This is a genomic window from Catenulispora pinisilvae (assembly GCF_015356865.1).
Classification (GTDB): domain Bacteria; phylum Actinomycetota; class Actinomycetes; order Streptomycetales; family Catenulisporaceae; genus Catenulispora; species Catenulispora pinisilvae.
Genome location: NZ_JAAFZA010000028.1, coordinates 36,013 through 55,938, shown reverse-complemented (window position 1 = coordinate 55,938; position 19,926 = coordinate 36,013). Strand labels below are relative to the sequence as shown.

21 protein-coding genes and 1 tRNA gene are annotated in these 19,926 nt (G+C 67.7%); 13 read left to right on the top strand and 9 right to left on the bottom strand.

Going from position 1 to position 19,926, the window contains the following annotated elements:
• Positions 1-70 precede the first annotated feature (70 nt).
• The 5 genes from IZR01_RS50320 to IZR01_RS10650 all read left to right on the top strand — a co-directional run bounded on the left by IZR01_RS50320 (position 71) and on the right by IZR01_RS10650 (position 4,005).
• The gene (locus tag IZR01_RS50320) at positions 71-271 is read left to right on the top strand and encodes a hypothetical protein (protein ID WP_228553954.1); all 201 of its coding nucleotides are present in this window, start codon (positions 71-73) and stop codon (positions 269-271) included.
• 143 nt (positions 272-414) lie between these two features.
• A complete protein-coding gene (locus IZR01_RS50315; RefSeq protein WP_228553953.1) occupies positions 415-588 on the top strand; it encodes a hypothetical protein in 174 nt (57 codons plus the stop codon).
• A 259-nt stretch (positions 589-847) separates the two neighbouring features.
• The gene (locus IZR01_RS10660) at positions 848-1,177 is read left to right on the top strand and encodes a helix-turn-helix domain-containing protein (RefSeq protein WP_194892096.1); all 330 of its coding nucleotides are present in this window, start codon (positions 848-850) and stop codon (positions 1,175-1,177) included.
• 139 nt (positions 1,178-1,316) lie between these two features.
• A complete protein-coding gene (locus IZR01_RS10655; RefSeq protein ID WP_194923721.1) occupies positions 1,317-2,906 on the top strand; it encodes a tyrosine-type recombinase/integrase in 1,590 nt (529 codons plus the stop codon).
• Positions 2,907-3,931: 1,025 nt separating this feature from the next.
• Positions 3,932-4,005, top strand: a tRNA-Ile gene (locus IZR01_RS10650).
• A gap of 645 nt (positions 4,006-4,650) precedes the next feature.
• Here IZR01_RS10650 and IZR01_RS10645 read toward each other — a convergent pair.
• Together IZR01_RS10645 and IZR01_RS50310 are read right to left on the bottom strand one after the other, a co-directional pair.
• The gene (locus IZR01_RS10645) at positions 4,651-4,992 is read right to left on the bottom strand and encodes a hypothetical protein (RefSeq protein WP_194892094.1); all 342 of its coding nucleotides are present in this window, start codon (positions 4,990-4,992) and stop codon (positions 4,651-4,653) included.
• A 350-nt stretch (positions 4,993-5,342) separates the two neighbouring features.
• On the bottom strand, positions 5,343-5,639 hold the full coding sequence (locus IZR01_RS50310) for a transposase (protein ID WP_228553952.1): 297 nt from the start codon (positions 5,637-5,639) through the stop codon (positions 5,343-5,345).
• Between the two features lie 238 nt (positions 5,640-5,877).
• On the opposite strand from IZR01_RS50310, the gene IZR01_RS50305 reads away from it, so the two are divergent.
• On the top strand, positions 5,878-6,018 hold the full coding sequence (locus IZR01_RS50305) for a hypothetical protein (RefSeq protein WP_228553951.1): 141 nt from the start codon (positions 5,878-5,880) through the stop codon (positions 6,016-6,018).
• A 52-nt stretch (positions 6,019-6,070) separates the two neighbouring features.
• Here the strand turns inward: IZR01_RS50305 and IZR01_RS50300 are convergent, their stop codons facing one another.
• Positions 6,071-6,802 (bottom strand): ISL3 family transposase, encoded by a 732-nt coding sequence (locus IZR01_RS50300; RefSeq protein ID WP_323746135.1) that lies wholly within the window; start codon positions 6,800-6,802, stop codon positions 6,071-6,073.
• Between the two features lie 319 nt (positions 6,803-7,121).
• Between IZR01_RS50300 and IZR01_RS10635 the strand changes: the two genes are divergently transcribed.
• From IZR01_RS10635 to IZR01_RS10615, 5 genes are all read left to right on the top strand, one after another.
• Complete coding sequence (locus IZR01_RS10635; protein WP_194892093.1) at positions 7,122-7,367, top strand: hypothetical protein; 246 nt, start codon at positions 7,122-7,124, stop codon at positions 7,365-7,367.
• Positions 7,368-7,666: 299 nt separating this feature from the next.
• Entirely contained in the window at positions 7,667-8,527 is an 861-nt protein-coding gene (locus IZR01_RS10630; protein ID WP_194892092.1) for an endonuclease/exonuclease/phosphatase family protein, read from the top strand.
• Positions 8,524-9,426 carry an endonuclease/exonuclease/phosphatase family protein gene (locus IZR01_RS10625; protein ID WP_194892091.1) on the top strand — a complete coding sequence of 301 codons (903 nt, stop codon included), beginning with the start codon at positions 8,524-8,526 and terminating at the stop codon, positions 9,424-9,426. Before IZR01_RS10630 ends, IZR01_RS10625 begins: the two co-directional genes overlap by 4 nt.
• Before the next feature lie 251 nt (positions 9,427-9,677).
• On the top strand, positions 9,678-10,418 hold the full coding sequence (locus IZR01_RS10620) for a hypothetical protein (RefSeq protein WP_194892090.1): 741 nt from the start codon (positions 9,678-9,680) through the stop codon (positions 10,416-10,418).
• A gap of 58 nt (positions 10,419-10,476) precedes the next feature.
• On the top strand, positions 10,477-11,199 hold the full coding sequence (locus tag IZR01_RS10615) for a hypothetical protein (protein WP_194892089.1): 723 nt from the start codon (positions 10,477-10,479) through the stop codon (positions 11,197-11,199).
• Between the two features lie 380 nt (positions 11,200-11,579).
• On the opposite strand, the gene IZR01_RS10610 is transcribed toward IZR01_RS10615, so the two are convergent.
• The gene (locus IZR01_RS10610; RefSeq protein WP_194892088.1) at positions 11,580-13,019 is read right to left on the bottom strand and encodes a hypothetical protein; all 1,440 of its coding nucleotides are present in this window, start codon (positions 13,017-13,019) and stop codon (positions 11,580-11,582) included.
• 436 nt (positions 13,020-13,455) lie between these two features.
• Entirely contained in the window at positions 13,456-14,697 is a 1,242-nt protein-coding gene (locus IZR01_RS10605; protein ID WP_194923720.1) for a hypothetical protein, read from the bottom strand.
• A 722-nt stretch (positions 14,698-15,419) separates the two neighbouring features.
• On the opposite strand from IZR01_RS10605, the gene IZR01_RS10600 reads away from it, so the two are divergent.
• The gene (locus IZR01_RS10600; RefSeq protein ID WP_194923719.1) at positions 15,420-15,692 is read left to right on the top strand and encodes a hypothetical protein; all 273 of its coding nucleotides are present in this window, start codon (positions 15,420-15,422) and stop codon (positions 15,690-15,692) included.
• A 46-nt stretch (positions 15,693-15,738) separates the two neighbouring features.
• Positions 15,739-16,701, top strand: coding sequence for a hypothetical protein (locus IZR01_RS10595; protein WP_194923718.1), 963 nt, complete (start codon positions 15,739-15,741; stop codon positions 16,699-16,701).
• A gap of 35 nt (positions 16,702-16,736) precedes the next feature.
• Here the strand turns inward: IZR01_RS10595 and IZR01_RS10590 are convergent, their stop codons facing one another.
• From IZR01_RS10590 to IZR01_RS10575, 4 genes are all read right to left on the bottom strand, one after another.
• Positions 16,737-16,934 carry a hypothetical protein gene (locus IZR01_RS10590; RefSeq protein ID WP_194892083.1) on the bottom strand — a complete coding sequence of 66 codons (198 nt, stop codon included), beginning with the start codon at positions 16,932-16,934 and terminating at the stop codon, positions 16,737-16,739.
• Between the two features lie 262 nt (positions 16,935-17,196).
• Entirely contained in the window at positions 17,197-18,369 is a 1,173-nt protein-coding gene (locus tag IZR01_RS10585; protein WP_194892082.1) for a hypothetical protein, read from the bottom strand.
• 439 nt (positions 18,370-18,808) lie between these two features.
• On the bottom strand, positions 18,809-19,516 hold the full coding sequence (locus IZR01_RS10580) for a hypothetical protein (RefSeq protein WP_194892081.1): 708 nt from the start codon (positions 19,514-19,516) through the stop codon (positions 18,809-18,811).
• Positions 19,513-19,902 (bottom strand): hypothetical protein, encoded by a 390-nt coding sequence (locus IZR01_RS10575; RefSeq protein ID WP_194892080.1) that lies wholly within the window; start codon positions 19,900-19,902, stop codon positions 19,513-19,515. Before IZR01_RS10575 ends, IZR01_RS10580 begins: the two co-directional genes overlap by 4 nt.
• Positions 19,903-19,926: the final 24 nt, after the last annotated feature.

Below are 19,926 nucleotides of genomic sequence, written 5' to 3'. Positions count from 1 at the left end.
TCCCCAGGCCCGCGACGGCGACGGGCGGGGAGCCTCCGACCCCGTTGCGCGCCGGGCCGGGGGTCACTCGGTGGGACTGGACGACGCGGTGTCGGTCCTGGCGGGGAAGCGCTCGGAGGTGGTGCTGTTCCCGACGCCGAGGGCGTCGGACGGCACGAAGGGCTCGCCGAACCAGCACGGGTCCAAGGGAGACCTGATGCTCACCTCGGCGATCGCCAGGCTGGCCCGGCATCCGGCCGTGCCCGCAGAGCGCCTGCCGGAGGCGGCCTGACCACACATTCCACCTACCCGTGGGGCGTCTACACCGACGCGGTCCGGCGTTGGGAGCACGTCCTCGGCCGCACTGCGCCTGACCCCACCGAGCCTGGACGCAACGGACGCCCGCGCCTGCGCCCGGAGTTCACCGCCTGGGCGATGGGACTACCGACCGACGACTACCTGGCCGGGGTCCCCGACGTCTCACGGATCGCCGCACTACGGCTGGCCGGCAACGGCGTCGTCCCGCAGCACGCTGAGACCGCCTTCCGCGAACTTGCCCGCCGGGCGCTCCCCCACCGATGGGGAAGCCCCCTGGGGGAGGAGCGCTGAGCGCCGCAAGGCGAACGTCTTCGCCGTCCCAGCCAGCGGAGGCGCGGCCGTCGGACGTCGAACCTGCCGCCCTGGCGTCCGTCAGGCTGACGAGCACCCATAGCCACCTCACACCGCAACCACCTCGCCCGATCGGAGAATCATTGACCGCTTCCGCCCGACACTGCCATCCAAAAGCCAAGTCGACTCGCCGCGCCCGCCGCGGACAGTCCACGACCGCTGCGACATACATCGGCGGTTCGCAGGCAGGAGCAGGACGATGAGCGGGACGCCGATCGCCCTCGGCGACCTCGCCGCTCTGCCGCCAACCCTCGATATCGTCACCGCCGCTCGGCTCCTGGGCATAGGACGTACCACAGCGTTCGGGCTGCTGCGCAAAGACCGTTTCCCGTGCCGGGTACTGCGTTTCGGAACCACCGTGCGGGTTCCGACCGCCGATCTGCTCGCCTTCCTGGGTCTGGCCGCCCCAGTCCTGATCGAGACCGCGGCCGGGGCCACCGGCGAAGCGGATCCGGACGACCAGTCAGAACACCGGCCACTGCGTCTGGCACGAGTCGAGCCCGATTGCCAAGGCTTGTCAGCGACTTGACGCCGCGGGCCGACTAGAGCGTCCATCGACCACCAGCAGCGGATTCTGTCCATCGGTGCGGCCAAGCGTGGCAGTGCGCCGTGCCGCACCGACGGACACCGCAGTGACCACCGAAGCACCACAAAACAGGGACTCTCATATGGCCAAGAATCCAGTCTTCAAGAAGTGCGGCTGTCGCATCGCGGTAACCGACGACAACGGCGACGCCGTTATCGGGCCCGATGGCAAGCCCAAGATGCGGCGTCTGGGCGCCGACTGCCCTCAGCTACGGCGAGGCAGCAGTTGGAACCCCAAGCATGGCACCTGGTACTTCCAGATCGAGGTCAACGTCGGCAAGGACCGGCCCCGCCAGCACCTGTCCCAGGGTGGGATCGCCACCTCTGAGGACGCCGAAACCGCAGTCACCGACATCCGGCGACTGCTCGCGTTGGCCGACGACCACGCCGACGATCCGGCGACGGCTGTAAAGAACCGTCTGGCGATCGTCGAGCGGATCCGGACGACGCTGAAGGACAAGAAGGCGCTGCCCAACTACGACGAGATCCGCAAGAACCTGAGAACCGGCCAGCCCATCATCGACAAGATGACCACCGGCGAGTGGCTGACCCAGTGGCTGGTCTCCAAGGGAGACCTCGCTCCCGGCACCGCCCGCTCCTACGGCATCCATATCGACGTCCATCTGAAACCTCACCTCGGCGACGTTCTCCTGGACGGGCTACGCACCGCGCACGTCCACGCCATGTTCGCCGCGATCGCCGAGCGAGCCGACATCCTGCCAGCCGAGAACGCGGCACGCCGAGCGGTGGAGAACGCCATGAAACAGGCCCGCTCCAATGGCGACCGCGCCGCCGCCAACGCGGCCCGAGCCAAACTCGCCGAGATGCCGCCCTACCGCCGCCCGACCGGCCCTGCGACCCGACAGCGGATCCTGGCCACACTGCGATCCGCGCTCTCGGCGGCCTGCTCCGAGCAGCTGCTCACCCTCAACGTCGCCAAACTCGCCACCCTGCCCTCCGGCAAAAGACCCAAGGCCAAGGTCTGGACGCCGAACCGCGTGGCCGAGTGGCGGCGCACCGGAGACAAGCCCTCAGCCGTCATGGTCTGGACCGCCGAGCAGACCGCCGCGTTCCTGAACCGCGCAGTCGGCCACGAACACGGCGTCCTGTTCCACCTGATCGCCTTCACCGGGCTCCGCCGGGGCGAGGCCTGCGGGCTGCGCTGGGTAGACCTGGACCTGACGGCATCAGAGATGACCGTGACCCAGCAAATCGTCCAGCTCGGCTGGGATACAGCCCTCACCTCCCCGAAGTCCGACGCCGGAGAGCGAGTCATCGCCCTGGACACCGCCACCGCCTCCCGGCTCAAGTCCCACCGCACGCGCCAAGGAAAACAGCGCCTGGCCCACGGTCCCGGCTGGATCGACACCGGACTGGTCTTCACCGCCCCGGACGGGTCGCCTCTGCACCCGGGATGGATCTCCCGCCAGTTCGAACTGCTGGTCCGCGAGGCCGACCTGCCACCGATCCGGCTCCACGACATGCGTCATGGCGCGGCCACCCACGCCCTGTCCGCAGGCGTTGACATCAAGATCGTCCAGGAGATGCTCGGTCACTCTAACTCCGCGATCACCCGCGACACCTACACCTCGGTGGTCTCCGAATCACAGCACGCCGCCGCCGAGGCCATCGCCTCAATCATCAATGCTGGAAACGCCCTTGTAGGTTCCTGATTTCGGTGTCCCTTTCCGGATCCCGATGTCCCCTGCGTGTCCCATGGGACAGGAGTTGCTGCGACTTTTCGAGATAGTGGTCACCTGGCCGCTCAAACTGTCACCACGAGGCGGCTCGGCGTCGTGGTTTCCGCCCGATCGACTCTGATCAGCAGTGACGTCTCCCGGTCCGGTGACAGTCGGCGCGCAAACTGCGAGCAGGTGACAACAATCTCGACCATCTGGTGACAGACGGTGCGAACAAATCGGGACGCGACCCCAGGTCACACCACGAGCCTGGTGACAACTATCTCGAGAACGCGCATTTACGGAACGCCCAGGTCAGGCCCCTCGCTCACGCGAGCAGCGGCGGCCCCGGGCCGGTAAAGCTGTCGGGAGTGACACCGAACCCGGAACGATCAAGGTGTCACTCGACTCGGAACCGAACGTTGCCGCAGCTCACAGCGTCGCCATGGGACACCGAAATCCGGAACCTACAGCCCTTCACCAGACCGGAACCGCGCGGTAGCGGCCGAGGCGGGGCCGTGTTGGCTAGGACGGCTTGGGTTGGATCTGAATCCAACCCAAGCCGTCCTAGCCACGTGTCGGACACCAAGCTTTCGGCGTCCGACACGAGCCTCTACGGCACTTCCGCAGCACGTCGGTGCACGCGCCGGTCCCAGTACCGCCAGTCCTCGATCAACGCGCAGGTTTTGGCCGACGCACGTTGGGGAGAATACGACCCTTCGCGTCGGTGCGCCTCAGGAGGGCGAGCTGGCCCTGTCAGGAGCCGGCAAGCGCGTTGTCGCCAAGACGGGGGCACGCCGGTGGTGCGAGCCGGACCGCGATGAACGCACGTGGGTTCGACGCGGTCGCAGCTCATGGGGTAAGTTCGGGTTTCATTGCGGGAGTGGGCGGGTGATCCGACACTGGTGGTAAGCCACTTGAGTGTCGTTTCTCACCAGAGGCATGCTTGGGGCGGGTTCATGGATCGCGCGCTCGGGTAGATCCTCGCCGACGCCGTCTTCGGACGGAGTCAACCGTAGGGGGCCTTAGCTCAGCTGGTCAGAGCAGCGGACTCATAATCCGTCGGTCCCGGGTTCGAGCCCCGGAGGCCCCACCTAGCAAGCCATCGGCTTCGCCCGCAGCACGGGTTCGTTTGACCTTCGCCGCTGAGGATCCTGCGCGCAGTCACGCTGGACGCTGGCCCCACACCAAACGGCCAGGCCAGAGAACCACTTCGCGTGCAGCTCCTCTGCACTTGAGAAACTCCCTGCACGTCGGCATCACGGCGGGTCAACCGACGGGCAATCCCGTAGTTCCAGGATCCGTTTGACGCTGCCAAGCGGGTCCGGACACGCGGGAAGCCATGGACTCGCGCGATACCCGCCCCCGCGACCGCGCTAACCCCACGAGTGTTGCATTTCGCCCGCCTGGCCGAGGCTCCAATGCCAGAGCCTACGGCTCTGGGGTGTCAACCGCCATGAGGAAGTCGCGTCCGCCGTCAGGGCTGACCGGGCAGTTCGCCTCCTCGCTGCGCCAGCGCGTGACCGACGCGGGGCCGGCGAGGTTACCGGCACCGTATGGACGGACTCGCAGGACCTGGGGTCGTTTCTAGCTCAGGTTCAGGCACCGCGCCCGGCGAGTCGGTCGCCGCCGATGCAAAAGCGGCGAGGGACCGGGCGGGGTGCCAAGGGCAAGAAGCGCAAGCGCTGACTCCGAGTGCCTCATCACGTGGGCGAGCTCGTGGATGTGGCTCCGTGGGTCAGTTCTTCGGGTGCCGCTCCGTCTTTGCGGACCGGTAAGACCGGGTTCGGTCCGGGCCGAGGTTCTGCTCCCGCGCCTTGCCGACGGTGACGCCGAAGCCGTGGAAATACTGCACGAGCTGTTCACGGGTCAGCGTCTGTGGTTCGTCGCCGACCAACGCGCCCTCCAAAACTGCGAGCGCGGCGCTGAAGGCGGCGGACATCAGGTTCGCCTCCATGCCCAGCGACAAAGGAGTGGTGGCCGCCTCAGGGTGGGCAGTCAGGTAGTTCTTCGCGTATAGGACACCGAGGTCGAAGGGCTCGCCCTCGGCGATCGGCACAGCGCTGGAACCCGACGACACGACACCATCCCCCTCGACACGAGTGCCCGGCCACTCCCAGGCACGATCAGGCAACGCTACCGACACCGGTGGCGGCGCTCAATGGCGCCGGGGCACGCGCGCCGCGGGCTGTCGCTCAGCCCTACGAACGCCCGCGGTTCGGCAGTACGGCGCCACCGCGTCCGATGCCACACGGAGGCATCAGATGGGGAGCTACCTCGGCTGCACGGTACGCTGGCTAGGACGGCCTGAAAATGGTTCTGGCCGTGATCTTGTGGAGGTCCGGTTCCGGTCCTGGTCAGCGGGTGTGGAGGACGCGCTTTCGGAGGAGGTCGAAGTTGGCCCGGCCGTACATCTGTCTTTTCAGCATCTTAGATGCGGTTGACGTGGCCTTCGACGACTCCGGAGCTGTACGGGAGGCTCAGGCCGTTGCGGACGGCGTCGCAGTCGGACAGCAGGCTGCGGGCGAAGGACCGCAGTGGTGCCAGATCCGTGCCCTGGGCTGCGGTGATCCAGTCGTCGAGTAGGTGTCCGTCGAGGTTGACCATCATGGCGGCGAAGTCGCGGACGTGGTCGGCCAGGGTGTCGAGTTCGGGGCAGCGGCCGAGGAGCGTTTTGAGCTGGAGTTGTTCGTCCTGGTCGAGGGTGTCGGGATGCCGGGTGATCAAGGCGGTGACGGCTCGGGCGCTCGGCGGCTTGGTCGGTGACGTGGCTCGCGGTCGCTGGAGTTGTGCGACCCAGTCACGGACGGTTCCGTAGGATCCGGTGAATCCGCGTTCCCGAAGTTCTTCGTGGAGGATCCGGGCGTTGTCGTGGCCGTCGGCGATGCGTTGTTGCAGGTAGGGCTTGAACGGGTCGAGGTGGCTGGGAAGGTTCTGCCACTGGTCGTGGAGGAGTTGCTCGGGGGTGTCGGCGCGGGTAGCGGCGGACGGTGCCGCGGGCCAGGCCCAGGTCGGCGGCGATTGCGCGCAGCGAGCGGCCCTGGGCCAGCAGAGCGTGGACCGCGGCGTGGCGGGCCTGGACGCGGTCGGTGAATCGGTGGGGTGACATGCTGGGTGGGCGAGTGCTCGTGCTGGCCGCGCTCGTGGGATCGGTCTGGTCAGGGGCCGCGCAGGCAGCCGCTGTGCGCGGCTACGCATCGCTCGACGGCCTCGCCGAGGTTGTGCCACAGGTGCCAACGATCAGCTATATGGATCGCTTCCCGTGCGCCGATCCGTCCGGCTTCGGCGAATCCACCAGCGCGGTCACGGCATATCGCCGTCGTCCCCGGGTGGGCTTGCAGCCACGCGGCGACCGTTCCGACCTCACGGTCCGGCAGTAGGTCGACAGGCCGGTGAGTGGTGACGTCGACCAGGACACTGCCGTAGACCCTGCCGCGTCGTAGAGCGAATTCGTCGATGCCCAGCAACGCCGGAGACGTCGTGTTCAAGGGCTCCGGGACCGCGCGAACCAGGTCCAGCAGCACAGTGCGCCCGACCGGAAGCCCGAGCAGTGCGGATAACCGGGCTCCGGCCCGGCCGGCCAGCGCGAGGCCGATCTCGGTCAACGCCACCCGGGCGGTCGTGGTGAATCGGGAGTACGGGCGGGTCAAGTCCTCAAAACGCTCGGCGAACGTCACCGAGGAGCATGAAGGCTCCCGACAGCGGAACCGCCGCACGGTCAGCCGCAGCTCCACGCGCCGCCCGCACAGCGCCTGGTCGATCAGCCGCCGTTGATAGCGGCCGTGGACGACTGCCGACCGGATTCCGCAGGCCGGGCAGTCGGCAGCAAGAGCAGCACCGCGCAGGAAGAACGAGACCAGGTCCCCGCGAGAGTCGAGTCGCTCGACCACGAGCCCGTCAAGCTGCGGGAAAAGTGTCCCACCAAGAGAATGATCGCACGATCACCGAGTATCTCAGTGTTCGATCATGTCACGCGCCGAGTCCTCCACAAGATCGCGGCCAGAACCGTTTTCGAGCCGTCCTAGCCATACGCCGGTAGAGATCCAGGTGGTCGCCGACCATCGGCTTCGCGGTGTGCGCGGCGACGCTGGCACGGCACGCCGCCGGATCGATCTGCGACAACCGGTCCAGCGCTGACTTCAGCGCCGCAGAACCGCGCTCGATGACGAAGCGTCACCGACCAGGTGCTGATCGCCCCACCCCGCCGTGGTGATGACCGGCACACGGGTCAGGGCCTGGATCACCGACTGCCCGGACGTCCACGGCGGGATCTGGATAGGCGACGGGCCACCGCCGGTCATCCAGGTGGACTCTGCGCGCGTCTCGGCGTCCGATGATGACCTGACCGGTGAGGTGGTGGCGTTTCTGCGTCAGATCGCGGCAGGAGAGCTTGCCCGGAGCGCGGCCGGCCCGCGCGCCGAGCAACTGGCGGACCGCCTTGACGATCTCAACTGAGTCCACTGTGATCAGCCACGGCGTCCAGGTCCTGCTGGACAGCCAGTCGGCCAGCAGCGACCGCGCGGTTACGGCGGCCGGGCTTATGGTCTTTGGCGTGCTTCTGATGGTGGCCGGAGTGTTGTCGCAGACGATGAGTCACGCTGGGGTCTTGCTCGCAGGCGTGCCCCTCGGGGTCGGCCTGGGACTGCTGGGCACGGGCGTGTTGCGGTCGCTGGCCGTACAGCGCAAGAAGCCGTCGCGAGCGCCGCCTCTTCCGCTACGGTATGTTCCATGTCTGACACGGCGGGGAACTGGCGGTGACCATCAAAGTCCTCACATGGAACGTCGGATATGGCAACGGCGAGCCGATCTCGATACGGCGGGCAGCAGGGATCACGGAGGTGATCGCCGCGGCGGCCCCGGACCTGGTGTGTCTTCAGGAGGTTGCTGGCCCGCAGGACGCCTACGCCGCCGAGTTGCACTCCCTGGCTGCGGCGCTGGGCATGCAACAGCGGTGGGCGGTCGCCAGCCGCAAGAAGTCGCTGCCGGTGGCGGTGATGTGGAACCCGCACCGCGCCGAGCTCCTCAGCTGGGACGACAGTTACGCGGACCTGTTTTACCACGGCGCGGGAATCGCGTCGTTCGAAGTTGCTGGCCTGGGCCGGCCGTTGTCGGTGGCCTCGGTGCACCTGCACCCGCACTCCGGGAACAAGCGGATCGACGAGGCTTCGCAGTTCCACATGAAAGCCGACCGCGGGCAGCTGTATATCGTGGCCGGTGATTTCAACGGCCTGGGGCCGGAGCACATCGACCTGGAGCCGAACTGGTCCGAGACCAGAGCCGGGAACGTCGTAGCCCGCACACTGCCGCACCGTCCCGGCGAAACCCCGGTCGGGGATCGGCGGGTGGCCTGGAACATGGCGAATGTCGGCTTCACCGACGCCTGCGCCGGGTCCGGCGATCTAACTCCCACCGGATCCCATATCCGGATTGATTGGATCTTGGTATCCCGGGCGCTGGCCCCGGCTCTGGCCGGCTACAGCGTCGGCGACAACACCACGGTGGCGCGGATGTCCGAGGCTGGTCAGGTGGCGGACGGCAAGCGGATCGCGGTCAGCGACCACCGGCCGGTGTGGTGCCTGCTGGACCCGGCCAAGGTCGCAGGGACCGCCGAATGATCAAGGTCATGTCGTGGAACGTCCAGGATCTGTTCCTGCGTGGCGGACGCGAGAGGCGGGTCGAGGCGGTCGCCGCGGTGATTCGGGACGTCGATCCGGACGTGCTGTGCGTTCAGGAGATCCGCGGGTACGGCCCTCAGCGCTCGCTGAGGGAGCTGGCTGACGCCGCCGGTATGGACTGCCGGGCGGTTCCCGGGGACTACCGGTGGAGCGACGACGGCGACATCACCGAGGACGTGGTGGCTATCGCCACCGGCGACGCTGATTTCCACTTGGGCCTGATGTGGAGGCCGGGCATCACCTCGGTCCCGGGCAGCTGGCGGCAGATCGGACGGGCCGAGGGTGGCCTGTGGCACGCCGCCGGCACCATCGGCCTGGACGTCGGCGGCCCGGTCCCGTTGACCATGGTCACTTGTCACCTGGACCCGTTCCGGCCCGAGGTGCGGTTCAGTGAGGCGGCGCGCATCGCGTCCCTGGCCATCGGCAGGACCGCCGTCGTGACAGGAGACTTCAACGGCCTGTCCTCCGACCGGCGGGCCGACGGCTCGTTCTACGACCCGGACCCGCTGGCTGAGCGCGGCTGGTACCCCGAGGCCATCTTCCAGGTCGAATGGGACGACGACCCGGACGCCGTGGCACGCACCAGCCGCCGGGCTGCCGAGCGGCTGCGCCGTGCCGGCCTGATCGACGCCGCGTGCGCACTGGACGCACCGTGGCAGCCCACCTCAGGACACTGGGACGGCGACCCGCACGGGCCGCGCCGCGTCGACAGGATCCTTCTCACCGAGCCGGCGCGAACGGCGCTGGCCGAGTACCGAGTGGTCGACTCCGACGCCGTGCGCGGCCTATCCGATCATCTGGCCGTAGTGGTCGACGTGGATCCGGCGGCGCTGACATGATCCGGAGCCGCACTGCCTCGCCTTGGTCGCAGCCCCTTGCGAGGGCGGCGGCATGTTCAGCGGCGGGTGCGAAGGGCAGCATGGACACTGTGTGCGCCGACAGCGCCGGGATCAGCCGATGACCGCCGGAATAGGCCCCGACGACCGCTTCGCATTCCTGCTCGTGCAGCATCTGACGCACCGGATGACCACGTGGGCTGACCGCGCGGTCCTGTGCCTTCATCGACGGCCAAGCCGACACCCTCGCCGCGGTGATGCACGAGACCGAGGCCTACGAGCCGGGGCCTGCGGGGCCGGAAGCGGATTTCGGCAGCACATACAGCTGGGACATCACCTGCAGGCACCTGCAGAAGAACACGCAGCTGTTCACGACGATCAGCGAACTCCGCGGCGCACCCGACATCGTCGATGCGATAACCGGGATCCTCGCCCTGCTGTCCGACCTATCCCCGCCGGCCCACCGGGACGCGGCGGTCACCCTGTTCCGGGGCGGCACCGGGCCGTTCGACCTGCGCGGGACGCCCCGCGGGCCGGTGGTGTCCCTCGCCCTGGCCACTATCGCCGCATGGTATGCCATGGCGCCGCAGGTATTCGACTCCCGCGCAGAGCTACACAGCATCTTCATCGCGGGGATCGACCAGGCCGAAGCCATCATCGGCAAACTCCCGCAGGGCGAACTGTTCGCGGACACCAGCGACGACGACGTCCTGGACCTGCGGGAGCGGGTCGCCGGGCCGGACATCGCCGCGCTCACGCTGGCGCACCGGGCAGCCTGGACGGTGACCGACCTGGACATCATTGGGATGTGCAAGCAGCACCTGCTGATAGCCCGGTCTGGCCCCGCCACCCCGGAGCAGGTCCACCAGCTGCGGGACCGGATCCTGTCACGACTCAAGGCCTCGGCCAGAACTCCGCACCGGCGCGTGGCTGAGGCACAGCCTCGCCAGCCCGGCCAACCAGTCCAGCCCAGGCGCAAGCGAGAGAGGAAGTAGTAGTGCACTACACACAACTGGGCCGCCGCCTGCGGCCTGAGATAGGAGCGGGTGCGCGATGACCGGAACCGCCAACGGCGCAGGCACGCCAACACAGCAAGCAGCATTGTGGGAGCAGATCGACGTCTGGGCCACGGCCATGACGAAATGGCACCGGGCGGCCGAGCCGGAGCGCTGGAGCGAAGCGGTCACCGAAGCTGACAGCCCTGCCGCCACCGCCGAGATGCTGGAGCGCTCGGTCGTGGCCCTTACGGCTGCCGCGATCCACCACGGCACCGTGGCCACCGGCGGATCCGTCGAACAGGTCAGCTTTGACAGCCTGTTGAGCGCCATCAAGCCGGCCCGGGCGAAGGACATCGACGAAATGCTTGAAGCCGCCCGGCAGTCCATGCCGCCAACCCGCGAAGATCTACGCCGCCAGGCCACCGCACTGCTGGCACTCATCACGCTGCGCGACGAGCCGCAGGTGGCCGGGGTCGTGAACGCGGCCATGTCCTTGGCATTCGACATGGTCTGGGCCAACACCAAGGCCGGCGAGGTCGAAGTCCCCGTCGACGGACCGGTGGTCCCGCGGCTGGGAGGCCGCCGCCGAAGTCTTCTCGCCTGGGTAAGCAGCTACCAGGAGCCGCCTACTGCCGAGCCGACGCGCCCCGATGGGCCCAACATCTTCGTGGTGTCAGACCCCGACGACGTCGACCCAGACCAGCAGGGACTTCTCCATAGTCTTGTGACATGGGCACGCGACCGGGACAGCCGCGAACGGTCGGCGGCAGGCGAGTAGGGACACGGTAGCAAGCGCTACCGAACAGCGGCGCGGCATATGCGCTCGCAGGTTTGCAGCGTTTCGTAAGGCGGTGCCGGCAGCATGGTCCCTCGGTGCGCGTTCTCGAGATAGTTGTCACCAGGCTCGTGGTGTGACCTGGGGTCGCGTCCCGATTTGTTCGCACCGTCTGTCACCAGATGGTCGAGATTGTTGTCACCTGCTCGCAGTTTGCGCGCCGACTGTCACCGGACCGGGAGACGTCACTGCTGATCAGAGTCGATCGGGCGGAAACCACGACGCCGAGCCGCCTCGTGGTGACAGTTTGAGCGGCCAGGTGACCACTATCTCGAAAAGTCGCACTCGGGCACCAGCTCCGCGCGGAAGCCGCCTGCCGAGGGCTAAGTAGCGGGGACAGCAAGTGCTGTGATGCGGCTATTGACGGCCTCGCTGTCGAAGTCAATCCGCATCGGCCCCGGCAGGCTCGCGCGGTGCTGGGCGACGACGTCGGCGGCCTGTGCCACCAATTCGCCGGCGCGCTCGTGGCTGCCGATAACGTTATGTGCTTCGGCGGCGGCGATCAGTACTTCTTCCGAGCGCAGCGCGGGCATGGTCCCGGTTTCGTTGAGGATCGCGACGGCGGTCTCGGCGTCGGCTACGGCAACGTCAACCTCGCCAAGCGCCAGGGCTGCGCGGCTACGTGCAGTCAGCGCCCCGGCGCGGCTGCGCTGGGCATCAGCGGCGTCGGCGGCCGACAGCGCTTCGGTGGCGGCGTCCACAGCACGCCGGTAAGCACCGGTCCGACGGGGCTCGGCTGTGTTCGAGGCGACCTCAAGCAGGATCTCGGCGCGGAGTACGGCCGCCATGGGGACCAGGGTCGGGGCTGCTGCAGCGTCGCGATGTGCCTCCTCGCGCAGAACCTCGGCAAGGTTCAAAGCGTCCTGCGTTTCAATGTCGGGGACGTAGCGCAGGGCCAGCAGCGCGGTCAAGGCACAGGTGTGGGCATGCCAGAACGCGAGAGCCCGGTCCGCGCCCGTAGTCTGCGATCGCGCTCTGATCTCTTCCAGGAAAGGAAGCTCGACGACCTGGACCAAGGTCATCTGATAATCGATCTTGCCGACCAAGTGACAGGCCAAGATCATCTGGGCGATCAGGTTCCGACCCATAGCCGCTTCGATCGGATGGTGCTGCTCGGAAAGGTTCAGCACCCGGCGCTCGTAGGCGGTGAACGCCTCGCCGAGCCGACCCAGGTCCATCAGGTTCATCGCGACCAGCACGTCGGCGCGTGCGGCGGCGTGCCCGATGCGCGGGTCCAGGTCGTGTTCCCTCAAAGGCCGGTCGCTGCCGGTGAGGTCGGCGAGCAAGCGGCTTGTGCGGTCCTGGTCGGTCTCGACGCCGATCTCCCGAGCCAGGTCTTGGGCCTCGGTCAGGATCTCCAGACCTCTAGCCAGGCTGTGTTTGCCGACAGCCCGACCGTATTCGACTATCGCGATCAATCGCAGGCCTGCAGAAGCGCGGCCGGCGGCGCGCACGGCCTCCTCCAGCGTCTTCTCCGCCGCGCGCTGTCCTTCAACCCGCAGCACCAGCCGGGCCTGTGCCAGCAGCAGCTCTACGCGCAGGTCATCCTCGTCCGAAGCGGGCAACGTGGCGGCGATCTCGGCCAGGACCAGAGCGTCGGGAAGCGGATCGGAAGCTGGGCCATCGGCCAGGGTGCTGATTGTCTGCAAAGCGTCTCGCAGGTGCTCCGATCGTGCTCTGCCCGCAGTAGCACCGGCATGATCCACCGACTCCGCGAGCCGGGCCACCCACCCGCGGCTGACGCCGTCCCAGCTCTCCGTCATCAGGTCACTCCCCGCCACTGTTCGTACCGACTCCGGTCGCAATCTGCTGCGACACCCGAGAGTACCGATACACGGACGGGTTCACTACGCCCCGCGGCCGAAGCCGCACGGGCACTTCGCACTTCGCCATCCCAGCTGCACAAGTCCGTAGAAGCGGACTGTGAAGCTGACCCGTGGTAGCGGGCAGCGCGTCGGCCGGGTGGTAAATTCACCGGGTTTGGGGAAGTCGGCTATGCGTCGAGCCATTCAGCCAGGGTTTCGAGTGCCCGCTGGTACTGCCAGGCGTTCGCTCCGGTGCGGTCCTTCAGGAAGTGCGGTCGGCGTCCGGTCGGGGGGTGTCGAACAGGTAGGCGCTGGTCGGCAGCCGCGGATCGTGTCGAGCAGGTCAGGGCACACGTCCAGCAAAGATCGATGTTGCTGATTGGCACCCTGTTGTTCAGTTTGGGCGGTCCTGTGGCCCCTGGGTGCCGACGCGGGCCAGCATCGCGCTCATGGCCGCGAGTGTCCGCTCCGCCGATTCCATCGTCGTTCGTAGCGCGGGCGGGAAGTCCTTGTCGACGTTCGACTTCCACAGGCCCGTTTTTTGGCCCAGCTGGGCTTCGACGACCGCGAGGTTGACGCGGCGCGGAATCGCCGCGCGAATGGCATAGACGGCTTCAAGCAGCGGTAGGGCCTGCTGCTGGCTGTCAGTCCACCAGCTCGTGAGATTCTCGCACTCCTGGGACACGCACCACAGTGCTGCGGCCCGCATCAGCCAGTCGTCCTCGTCCGGCGTCCGATCGCTCATCAGTCTTATGGCGGGGGTCGGCGTGTTCTGGCTTTCCTCGATGAGCGTCCTGAGCTGGCTCGCCCGGTCCTGCTCCCACGGGGTGGGCACCCAGGCGCCGGCCACGAGGTCGGCTGTGAGCCGCGTCGCGATCTGCTCGCCGTCGACATCGAGGCTGGCTCCTGGTCCGCCGTCTTGCAAATCAGCGCCATGCGCGGTCAGGTGGTCATAGTGCCGCCGTCGAGGCGGCGGCGCGCCGGGTATGACGAATCCTTCGGCCCATACCTCGCGCTGATCTTGTCTCCAGCCGCGGTGCGGCAGACCGAGCCTGGCAAGGAGCCGCTCGCGTTCGGCCATGTCCAGCCAGGGGCCTGGCGGCGCTTTCGTGACCTGGTCCAGAAGCGTCTGGATGCCGGTCAGATATGTGGCCGCTGTGGTGATGCTGTCCCGGTGCGGATGCAGGTGGTCGTGCTCGAAGACGTCGGCCTGGCGTCGGCTCGGTGTGGGGCCGCCATACGCCCGCCAGGCGCGGTGCGGCTCGAGCGGCCCGGCGACGGCGCCGATTGCCAGGATGGCGTCCATCAGGAACGCCAGTGGCCCGCCGTCCAGCCTCGAGGGCAGCGCCTGATTGTCCTGCCGAATGCCAACGTTGTTGACGGCCTGGTGGTAGCGGCTGATCTCCCGGCGTAGTCCAGTGCCAGCAGCCTCGACGTCCAACGCCTGCTGCAGCAGACGTGGCTCGTCGCTGTCCGCGGTCGGGACGAGCACGCCGTTTGCCCGGTTCACCGCCTGCCGATTCCGATGCCGCCAGCCCGAGGCGCGCAGCAGTTCCCTGGCATAGCCTGGGTCGTGCGGCTGCGGTGGCCATACGCCGTTCCACAGTGCCGCTGACAGGCGGGAAACGGCGTCCATCAGGTCCAGTGGCGCAACCTCCGGCGGCGCGGGAGGTGGTGGGAGGTGGGGCACCCGATCCACTGTAGGGAGCGCGGCGTGCCATCACCAGATGGAGCACGGTGTCACAGTTGAACCAGACCTCTTCGACCAGGTTACGGCGGTGGCTTGGGTCGCTGTTCGCGTTCCGGCTCGGCTGTGTCTGCGGCCTCGTTGTGCCCGTCCTCGCGAGCGCCAGGTGCCAACGGATGCCTCGGCCCCCGGCAGTGGCTGCCGCGCTTGGGGAGCTGTGCCGGCGGTATACGTTGACTTGGCGTCGAGGATTGCGTGGCGGAAGAGCAGCTGTGGTCGCACCAGAGCGAGGGAGTCGAGGCGACGCTGGCGTGATCGGGCGCGGTCGCCGGACCACGCTGATTGCGGCTTGTGGGGCCGGCAAGACCCGCGTAGGCGGGGCGGTGGCTGCCCGGCTGGGCCGGGGCGCGTCCTGGTGGTGGTGCCGACGATCGAGCTACTGGTGCAGACCCTGGAGGCGTACCGGGCGGTGCGCGGTGGTCTGACCGCCGGCGCGGTCGCGGTGTGCAGCGATCCGACGATCGCGGACCTGGAATTGTTGGTCGGACAGCCCGACACGGTGGTCATCACGACCGCCGAGGTGCTGGCCGGCGCGGTGGCGGTCGCGCCCGGGTCATCGTGCTGTCGACGTATGCCTCGCTGCCGGTCGTGGCCGCGGCGCCGGCGCGCACGTGGCCGCCGGCTGGGACTTGGTGGTCGTCGATGAGGCCCATCACACGACCGGGAAAGCCGACGGGCCGTGGAAGGGCGGTGCATCACGACGCGGCGATCCCGGCCGCACGCCGGCTGTATATGACCGCCACCCCGCGGGTCTCGACCGGCACCGGTGCGGAGGCCGTGTCGATGGACGACCGCAGATCTTCGGTGAGGTCTGCTACCGGCTGCCGTTCTCCAAGCCCATCGATCTGGGTCTGCTGGCGATGGGCATCGGCCCCGATGCTTGAGGGATCATCGTTGCGTCGGTGTCGGCGCTGCTGGCAGACTTCCGGCGTGTCAGAACCCCATCAGCCGTCTCAGAGCCTGCAGTCCATGGTCGAGCGGATCGCTCCGCATGCGAACCGGCTGGTGGACATCGTGGGGGACGTCGAGGAGTTCAACGTCGTGTACTCCCGCATCACCCCGCTGCAAGGAGTGCTGCGCCGGGTCCTGCTGCTCTGGTCGTTCACCCCGATCAGGAGGGCGCTGTCGGGGGCCAGGCTCCGGCCGCGGTTCGCCGCCGTGCTGGGTGAGGACTGGCCGTGGATGGGGTACATGGTCGACCTCGTGGATGCGGGGGGCGGCATGGACGTCGCAGCCGCCGAGGTCGCGGTCGACGCGATCTATGCCGAGGTCGACGATGAGGGCCTGTATCAGCTCGTCTACGTTCTGGCGACGATCGTCGCCGAGGTCGAGGAAATGGCCGGCGGGCGCGACCGGCTCGTGGCGGCCACCGAGTTCCTGCACCCGGCATGCCAGGGTCGCGCGGCCTCGGTGGCGGTCTTGCCGCAGGCCTCGCTCATCGTCGCGGCGGTCTCAGTCGGCCACGGCGACCAGGCCCGGGATCTGATGGCCGACCTGGTCCAGGCCTCCGGGCCGGACAGCGCGGCGCGAATCCTGTCCGATGGCATCATCCCGATGATGGTCTCGGCGATGGGCGCGCTCAGCCGGTCCGACGGGGTTCAGGGCCGTGTCTCGGACATGCTCATGGTGTTCGACAGCGACGGCATCCCCTCACAGGCGCACCGGGCTGCCGATGCCCGGCACTCAGCCGATCCGCTGCTGCGTACCGCCGCGCTGGCCCGGGACCTGGTCGCTGCCGCGCTGGACGGCGAGGCGAAGGCGCGCCGGTCGGTCTGGGCCAGGATGGGCCGTCTGACTGCCGATGAGGAGCCGTTGCTGGCCTGGCAGTTGGCGGTGTCGGTCGGGCTGGCGATGGGGCAGTCGATCGCCGCTTTCGAGGCCGAGCACGGGTAGCACCGCCCCGGGCCGGTCACCCCGCCTGTGCGCTTCTAGCGTCGGCCCTTGGGCTTCTTACGTTTGGGCTGTGCCCGCTGCCCCGGGACGTGCAGGTCGCCGGAGGGTTCCGGGCGCGGTCGCCGCTGTTCGGTGGTGCTCAGGGCCGCGGTCAGCCGGGTCTTGATCTGCCGGTCCAACTCGGCGGCCTGCTCGGAGGTTGTGCCCTCGATCGAGGGAGACATGGGTTCCATGACCACGCCGACGTGGGGGTATGCGCCACGGGCTCTGCGAAAGACAGGACGAGCGTTGCATCGCACGAGCTGTCGGTGAACTGCATACGAGTACGCGCGTGGCGAAACCTGATCAGGGCAGCGTCGGGCAGGTCCGTGGAGACAGCCTGAGCGAAGCCCATTTGATGCGGCCAGAGCCGCCTGCTGCGGTCCGGTGTCAGGCTTTGCTGGACGTGCCTCTGGGCTCGGATGAAGCCGCTCTCGAGGGACGCCACCGGCGTATTCAGGTGGCGTAGACGGTACTTTGCAACAGGTTGAACCCGGCGTTGAACGGCTCCGATCGCCAGCCACGCTCGCCGTCGCCGGGACGACCGGGTCGAAGACCAGTGACATAGGCCCAGGCCAGGATCCTCGGGTCGACTACGGCATCCTGAGCATCTACCCCGCGTTTTTCGGCCGGGTAGGGCCACCCGCGCAGTCGAAGCTCCCAGCGCTGGTCGGTGAAGTATTCCTCAAGCCTGGACCCGGTCGGCAGGTCACCGGCGAGCAGGTCGTGAACCGCATGCGGCCCGGCGGTCAGGGCCTCGGCCATGTCCTGACGCATCACGGGCCGGTTGTGCAGACCAGCCAGTGCGCCTTTGAGCAGCCCGGCCAACGACCAGGCCGCAATGAATGCCTCCGGGTCGGCCCCGGCGGTACGTGGCGTGGCGTCCATGTCGATCGCTGCCAGCCGGATCATCGACCGCCAGTCGCGGTCGCCACCCCACATCGCGTCCGGAAGAGCCAGCGTGGCGATACCGATCAGGCGCCGGACAGGGCCGTCCGGTCGGCGGGAGCGCGGCAGAAACAGCGGGCCGATCCCGATCGTACCGAGGGCTTCGACGATCTGGTCAGGGGCGACGCTCATCGCCCCGCGCATCGACAAGGCGTCGCGGGCGACCCAGCCGGTCTTGCGCACGTCGCCGCACGGGCACAGCCGCCAGGTACCGGCCAACGGGTCGGCGTGTTCGGCGAAGGCTTTGACGAACGAGCGATTTCCGCAGCCAGGGCACCAGACTTCAGCCACGCCATCGTCGCCGAGGTCCAGCAGCTCGGCCGGGGGTAGCAGGACCAAATTGGCCGACGTCGGCGGCGGGGCGCCGAGGATCGCCTCGTACCGCCGGGCAACGCTCGTCCCAGCGCCGTCCTGGCAGCGATGCTGCTCATCCGACGTACCGTCGCGCGGGTCGGCCGGATGCACACAGGCGAAGCTGCGCCGGATGAACGGGTGCAGGTCCTTGTCCGCGCCGGCCACGACGTCGCAGAACACCACGTCGTCGACGACGGCCCGCTGACGCCAGGCCGTCATATACAGGGCGTTGGCGACCTGGTGCAGGCAGCCTATGTCGCTCTCAGCCAGCCAACCCAGCAGCGACAGTTCGTGGTCCCAGCGCGCGTGCCCGTCGGCCAGCAGCACCGTGGCGATCGCGAATGCCCGCCGCGCTGGTCCCTGCCCCAGCCGGGCGATGTGAGCGTTGATCCACAGCGCTTCCTGTTCTACCTCGCCGCTGTCTTCGGCCCCTTCGGAGACAGCTTTCGGCCCATCGCTCACAACGCACCCCCAACACTCGTGGTGAATAGATGCGCCTCTGCCTCAGCGGCGCATCCACCGGGTTCTCCTTCGGTCTGACAGCCTGCTGCACGCATTTCGTGTCAGCACCCGACGTCGAATTGTACGAGTCTGCCATCAGCGGCGATCTCAGCCATAGCGATGTCGTCGGCGGCTCCGCAGTCAATGCCCGGGACGAAATGACGACTTCGCAGACCCGCGGCTACGGCTACCAGCCGCGGGCCACATGCCGCCGCCCCGGCCTGCTTGTCGCGTCGGCACACGCACAGGGTATGTCAGCGTTCTGCTACATCAGGGATTTAACGGTGTTCGCGTCCGCCCTGGCGTGCATGACCAGATGTTTCGCAAGCGCATCGACTGAGTCCCAGGACGCCTCCAGACGGCTCCGAGTCTCATCGATAAGCAGGTCAACTCGTCCAATTGTGCCTGACCAACCTTCGGGCGGCTCAGCATCCCCATACAACCAAGCCACACACCTGGCGGTGGTCATGAAAAGGAGCAATTCGTGATCGCCGGAAGCGCGCACCTGGGCCATGAGCCGACGCCAAGGCGTTTCGAGATTGCAGCGTTCCAGCCACAGTTCGACCGCCACCTGGCCCGCCAATACGGGTATTGCATACTCGGCGACAGTCAGAGTCGGCAGCGGATCGGCCAAAAGCGTGTGACCCGATGACGGGCGACCATCATCACGGTGTCTCTGCGGATTGTCTTGGTACACGCACACTTCGTCAATCGGGACGCCGGCGAGAGCATACAGCACCGCATGCCCTGCCTCATGCACAGCGGCCAGCTCGTACACCTGCTCGTCGGTGAGTCCGTCGCGGAATTGCTGATCGTTGGCGAATGTGCCTTTCGGGACGTGCGGCCGGTGAATCAGCACAGTATGGCCGTAATGGTCATCGGTAGCGGCACGCCATGGCGCACCGACCACGCGGATTGAGCCGTTCTCGGCCGTTGTGACTAGCGACGGCGCGGCCTCCAATGGAGCCGTCATGCGGCTGACTCCTGGGGGTTCTTCCTGCCGCGCATGTCCCAGCAGGTCACTGCCATACCGGCGAGCGAAAGCGCCGCAATAACGACCGTCGCCGGAATTCCGTCGCCTTTGACGACCGTATAGCCTGTCTGGAGGAACCCCAAGACGAATATCGAGGCCACCCATACACGTCTCGCGTACCGCTTTTCCATAACTAGGTCGAACCACTCAGGGGCGTCATCGCGCAGCACCCAGGCGGTTAGAGTGGTTGCCACGTACACGGGGACAACGACGGAAAGGGTCGGCCACACGCCGCCGAAATACATCGCGCAGAGGATTCCCAGAACTCCTCCAAGATGGAGTGCGCGGCCCGCAATCAGTACTGCGCGGCGCTTCGTGATCCCCATAGACGCAGACTACCGGCCTTCCCG

What these genes read in the sequence shown, in the direction of transcription:
- IZR01_RS10610 (WP_194892088.1), bottom strand. Translation starts at nt 13,019, where the DNA reads ATGACGGAGAGCTGGGACGGCGTCAGCCGCGGGTGGGTGGCCCGGCTC.
- IZR01_RS10590 (WP_194892083.1), bottom strand. Translation starts at nt 16,934, where the DNA reads ATGGAACCCATGTCTCCCTCGATCGAGGGCACAACCTCCGAGCAGGCC.
- IZR01_RS10655 (WP_194923721.1), top strand. Translation starts at nt 1,317, where the DNA reads ATGGCCAAGAATCCAGTCTTCAAGAAGTGCGGCTGTCGCATCGCGGTA.
- IZR01_RS10605 (WP_194923720.1), bottom strand. Translation starts at nt 14,697, where the DNA reads ATGGACGCCGTTTCCCGCCTGTCAGCGGCACTGTGGAACGGCGTATGG.
- IZR01_RS10625 (WP_194892091.1), top strand. Translation starts at nt 8,524, where the DNA reads ATGATCAAGGTCATGTCGTGGAACGTCCAGGATCTGTTCCTGCGTGGC.
- IZR01_RS10575 (WP_194892080.1), bottom strand. Translation starts at nt 19,902, where the DNA reads ATGGGGATCACGAAGCGCCGCGCAGTACTGATTGCGGGCCGCGCACTC.
- IZR01_RS10580 (WP_194892081.1), bottom strand. Translation starts at nt 19,516, where the DNA reads ATGACGGCTCCATTGGAGGCCGCGCCGTCGCTAGTCACAACGGCCGAG.
- IZR01_RS10615 (WP_194892089.1), top strand. Translation starts at nt 10,477, where the DNA reads ATGACCGGAACCGCCAACGGCGCAGGCACGCCAACACAGCAAGCAGCA.
- IZR01_RS10660 (WP_194892096.1), top strand. Translation starts at nt 848, where the DNA reads ATGAGCGGGACGCCGATCGCCCTCGGCGACCTCGCCGCTCTGCCGCCA.
- IZR01_RS50315 (WP_228553953.1), top strand. Translation starts at nt 415, where the DNA reads ATGGGACTACCGACCGACGACTACCTGGCCGGGGTCCCCGACGTCTCA.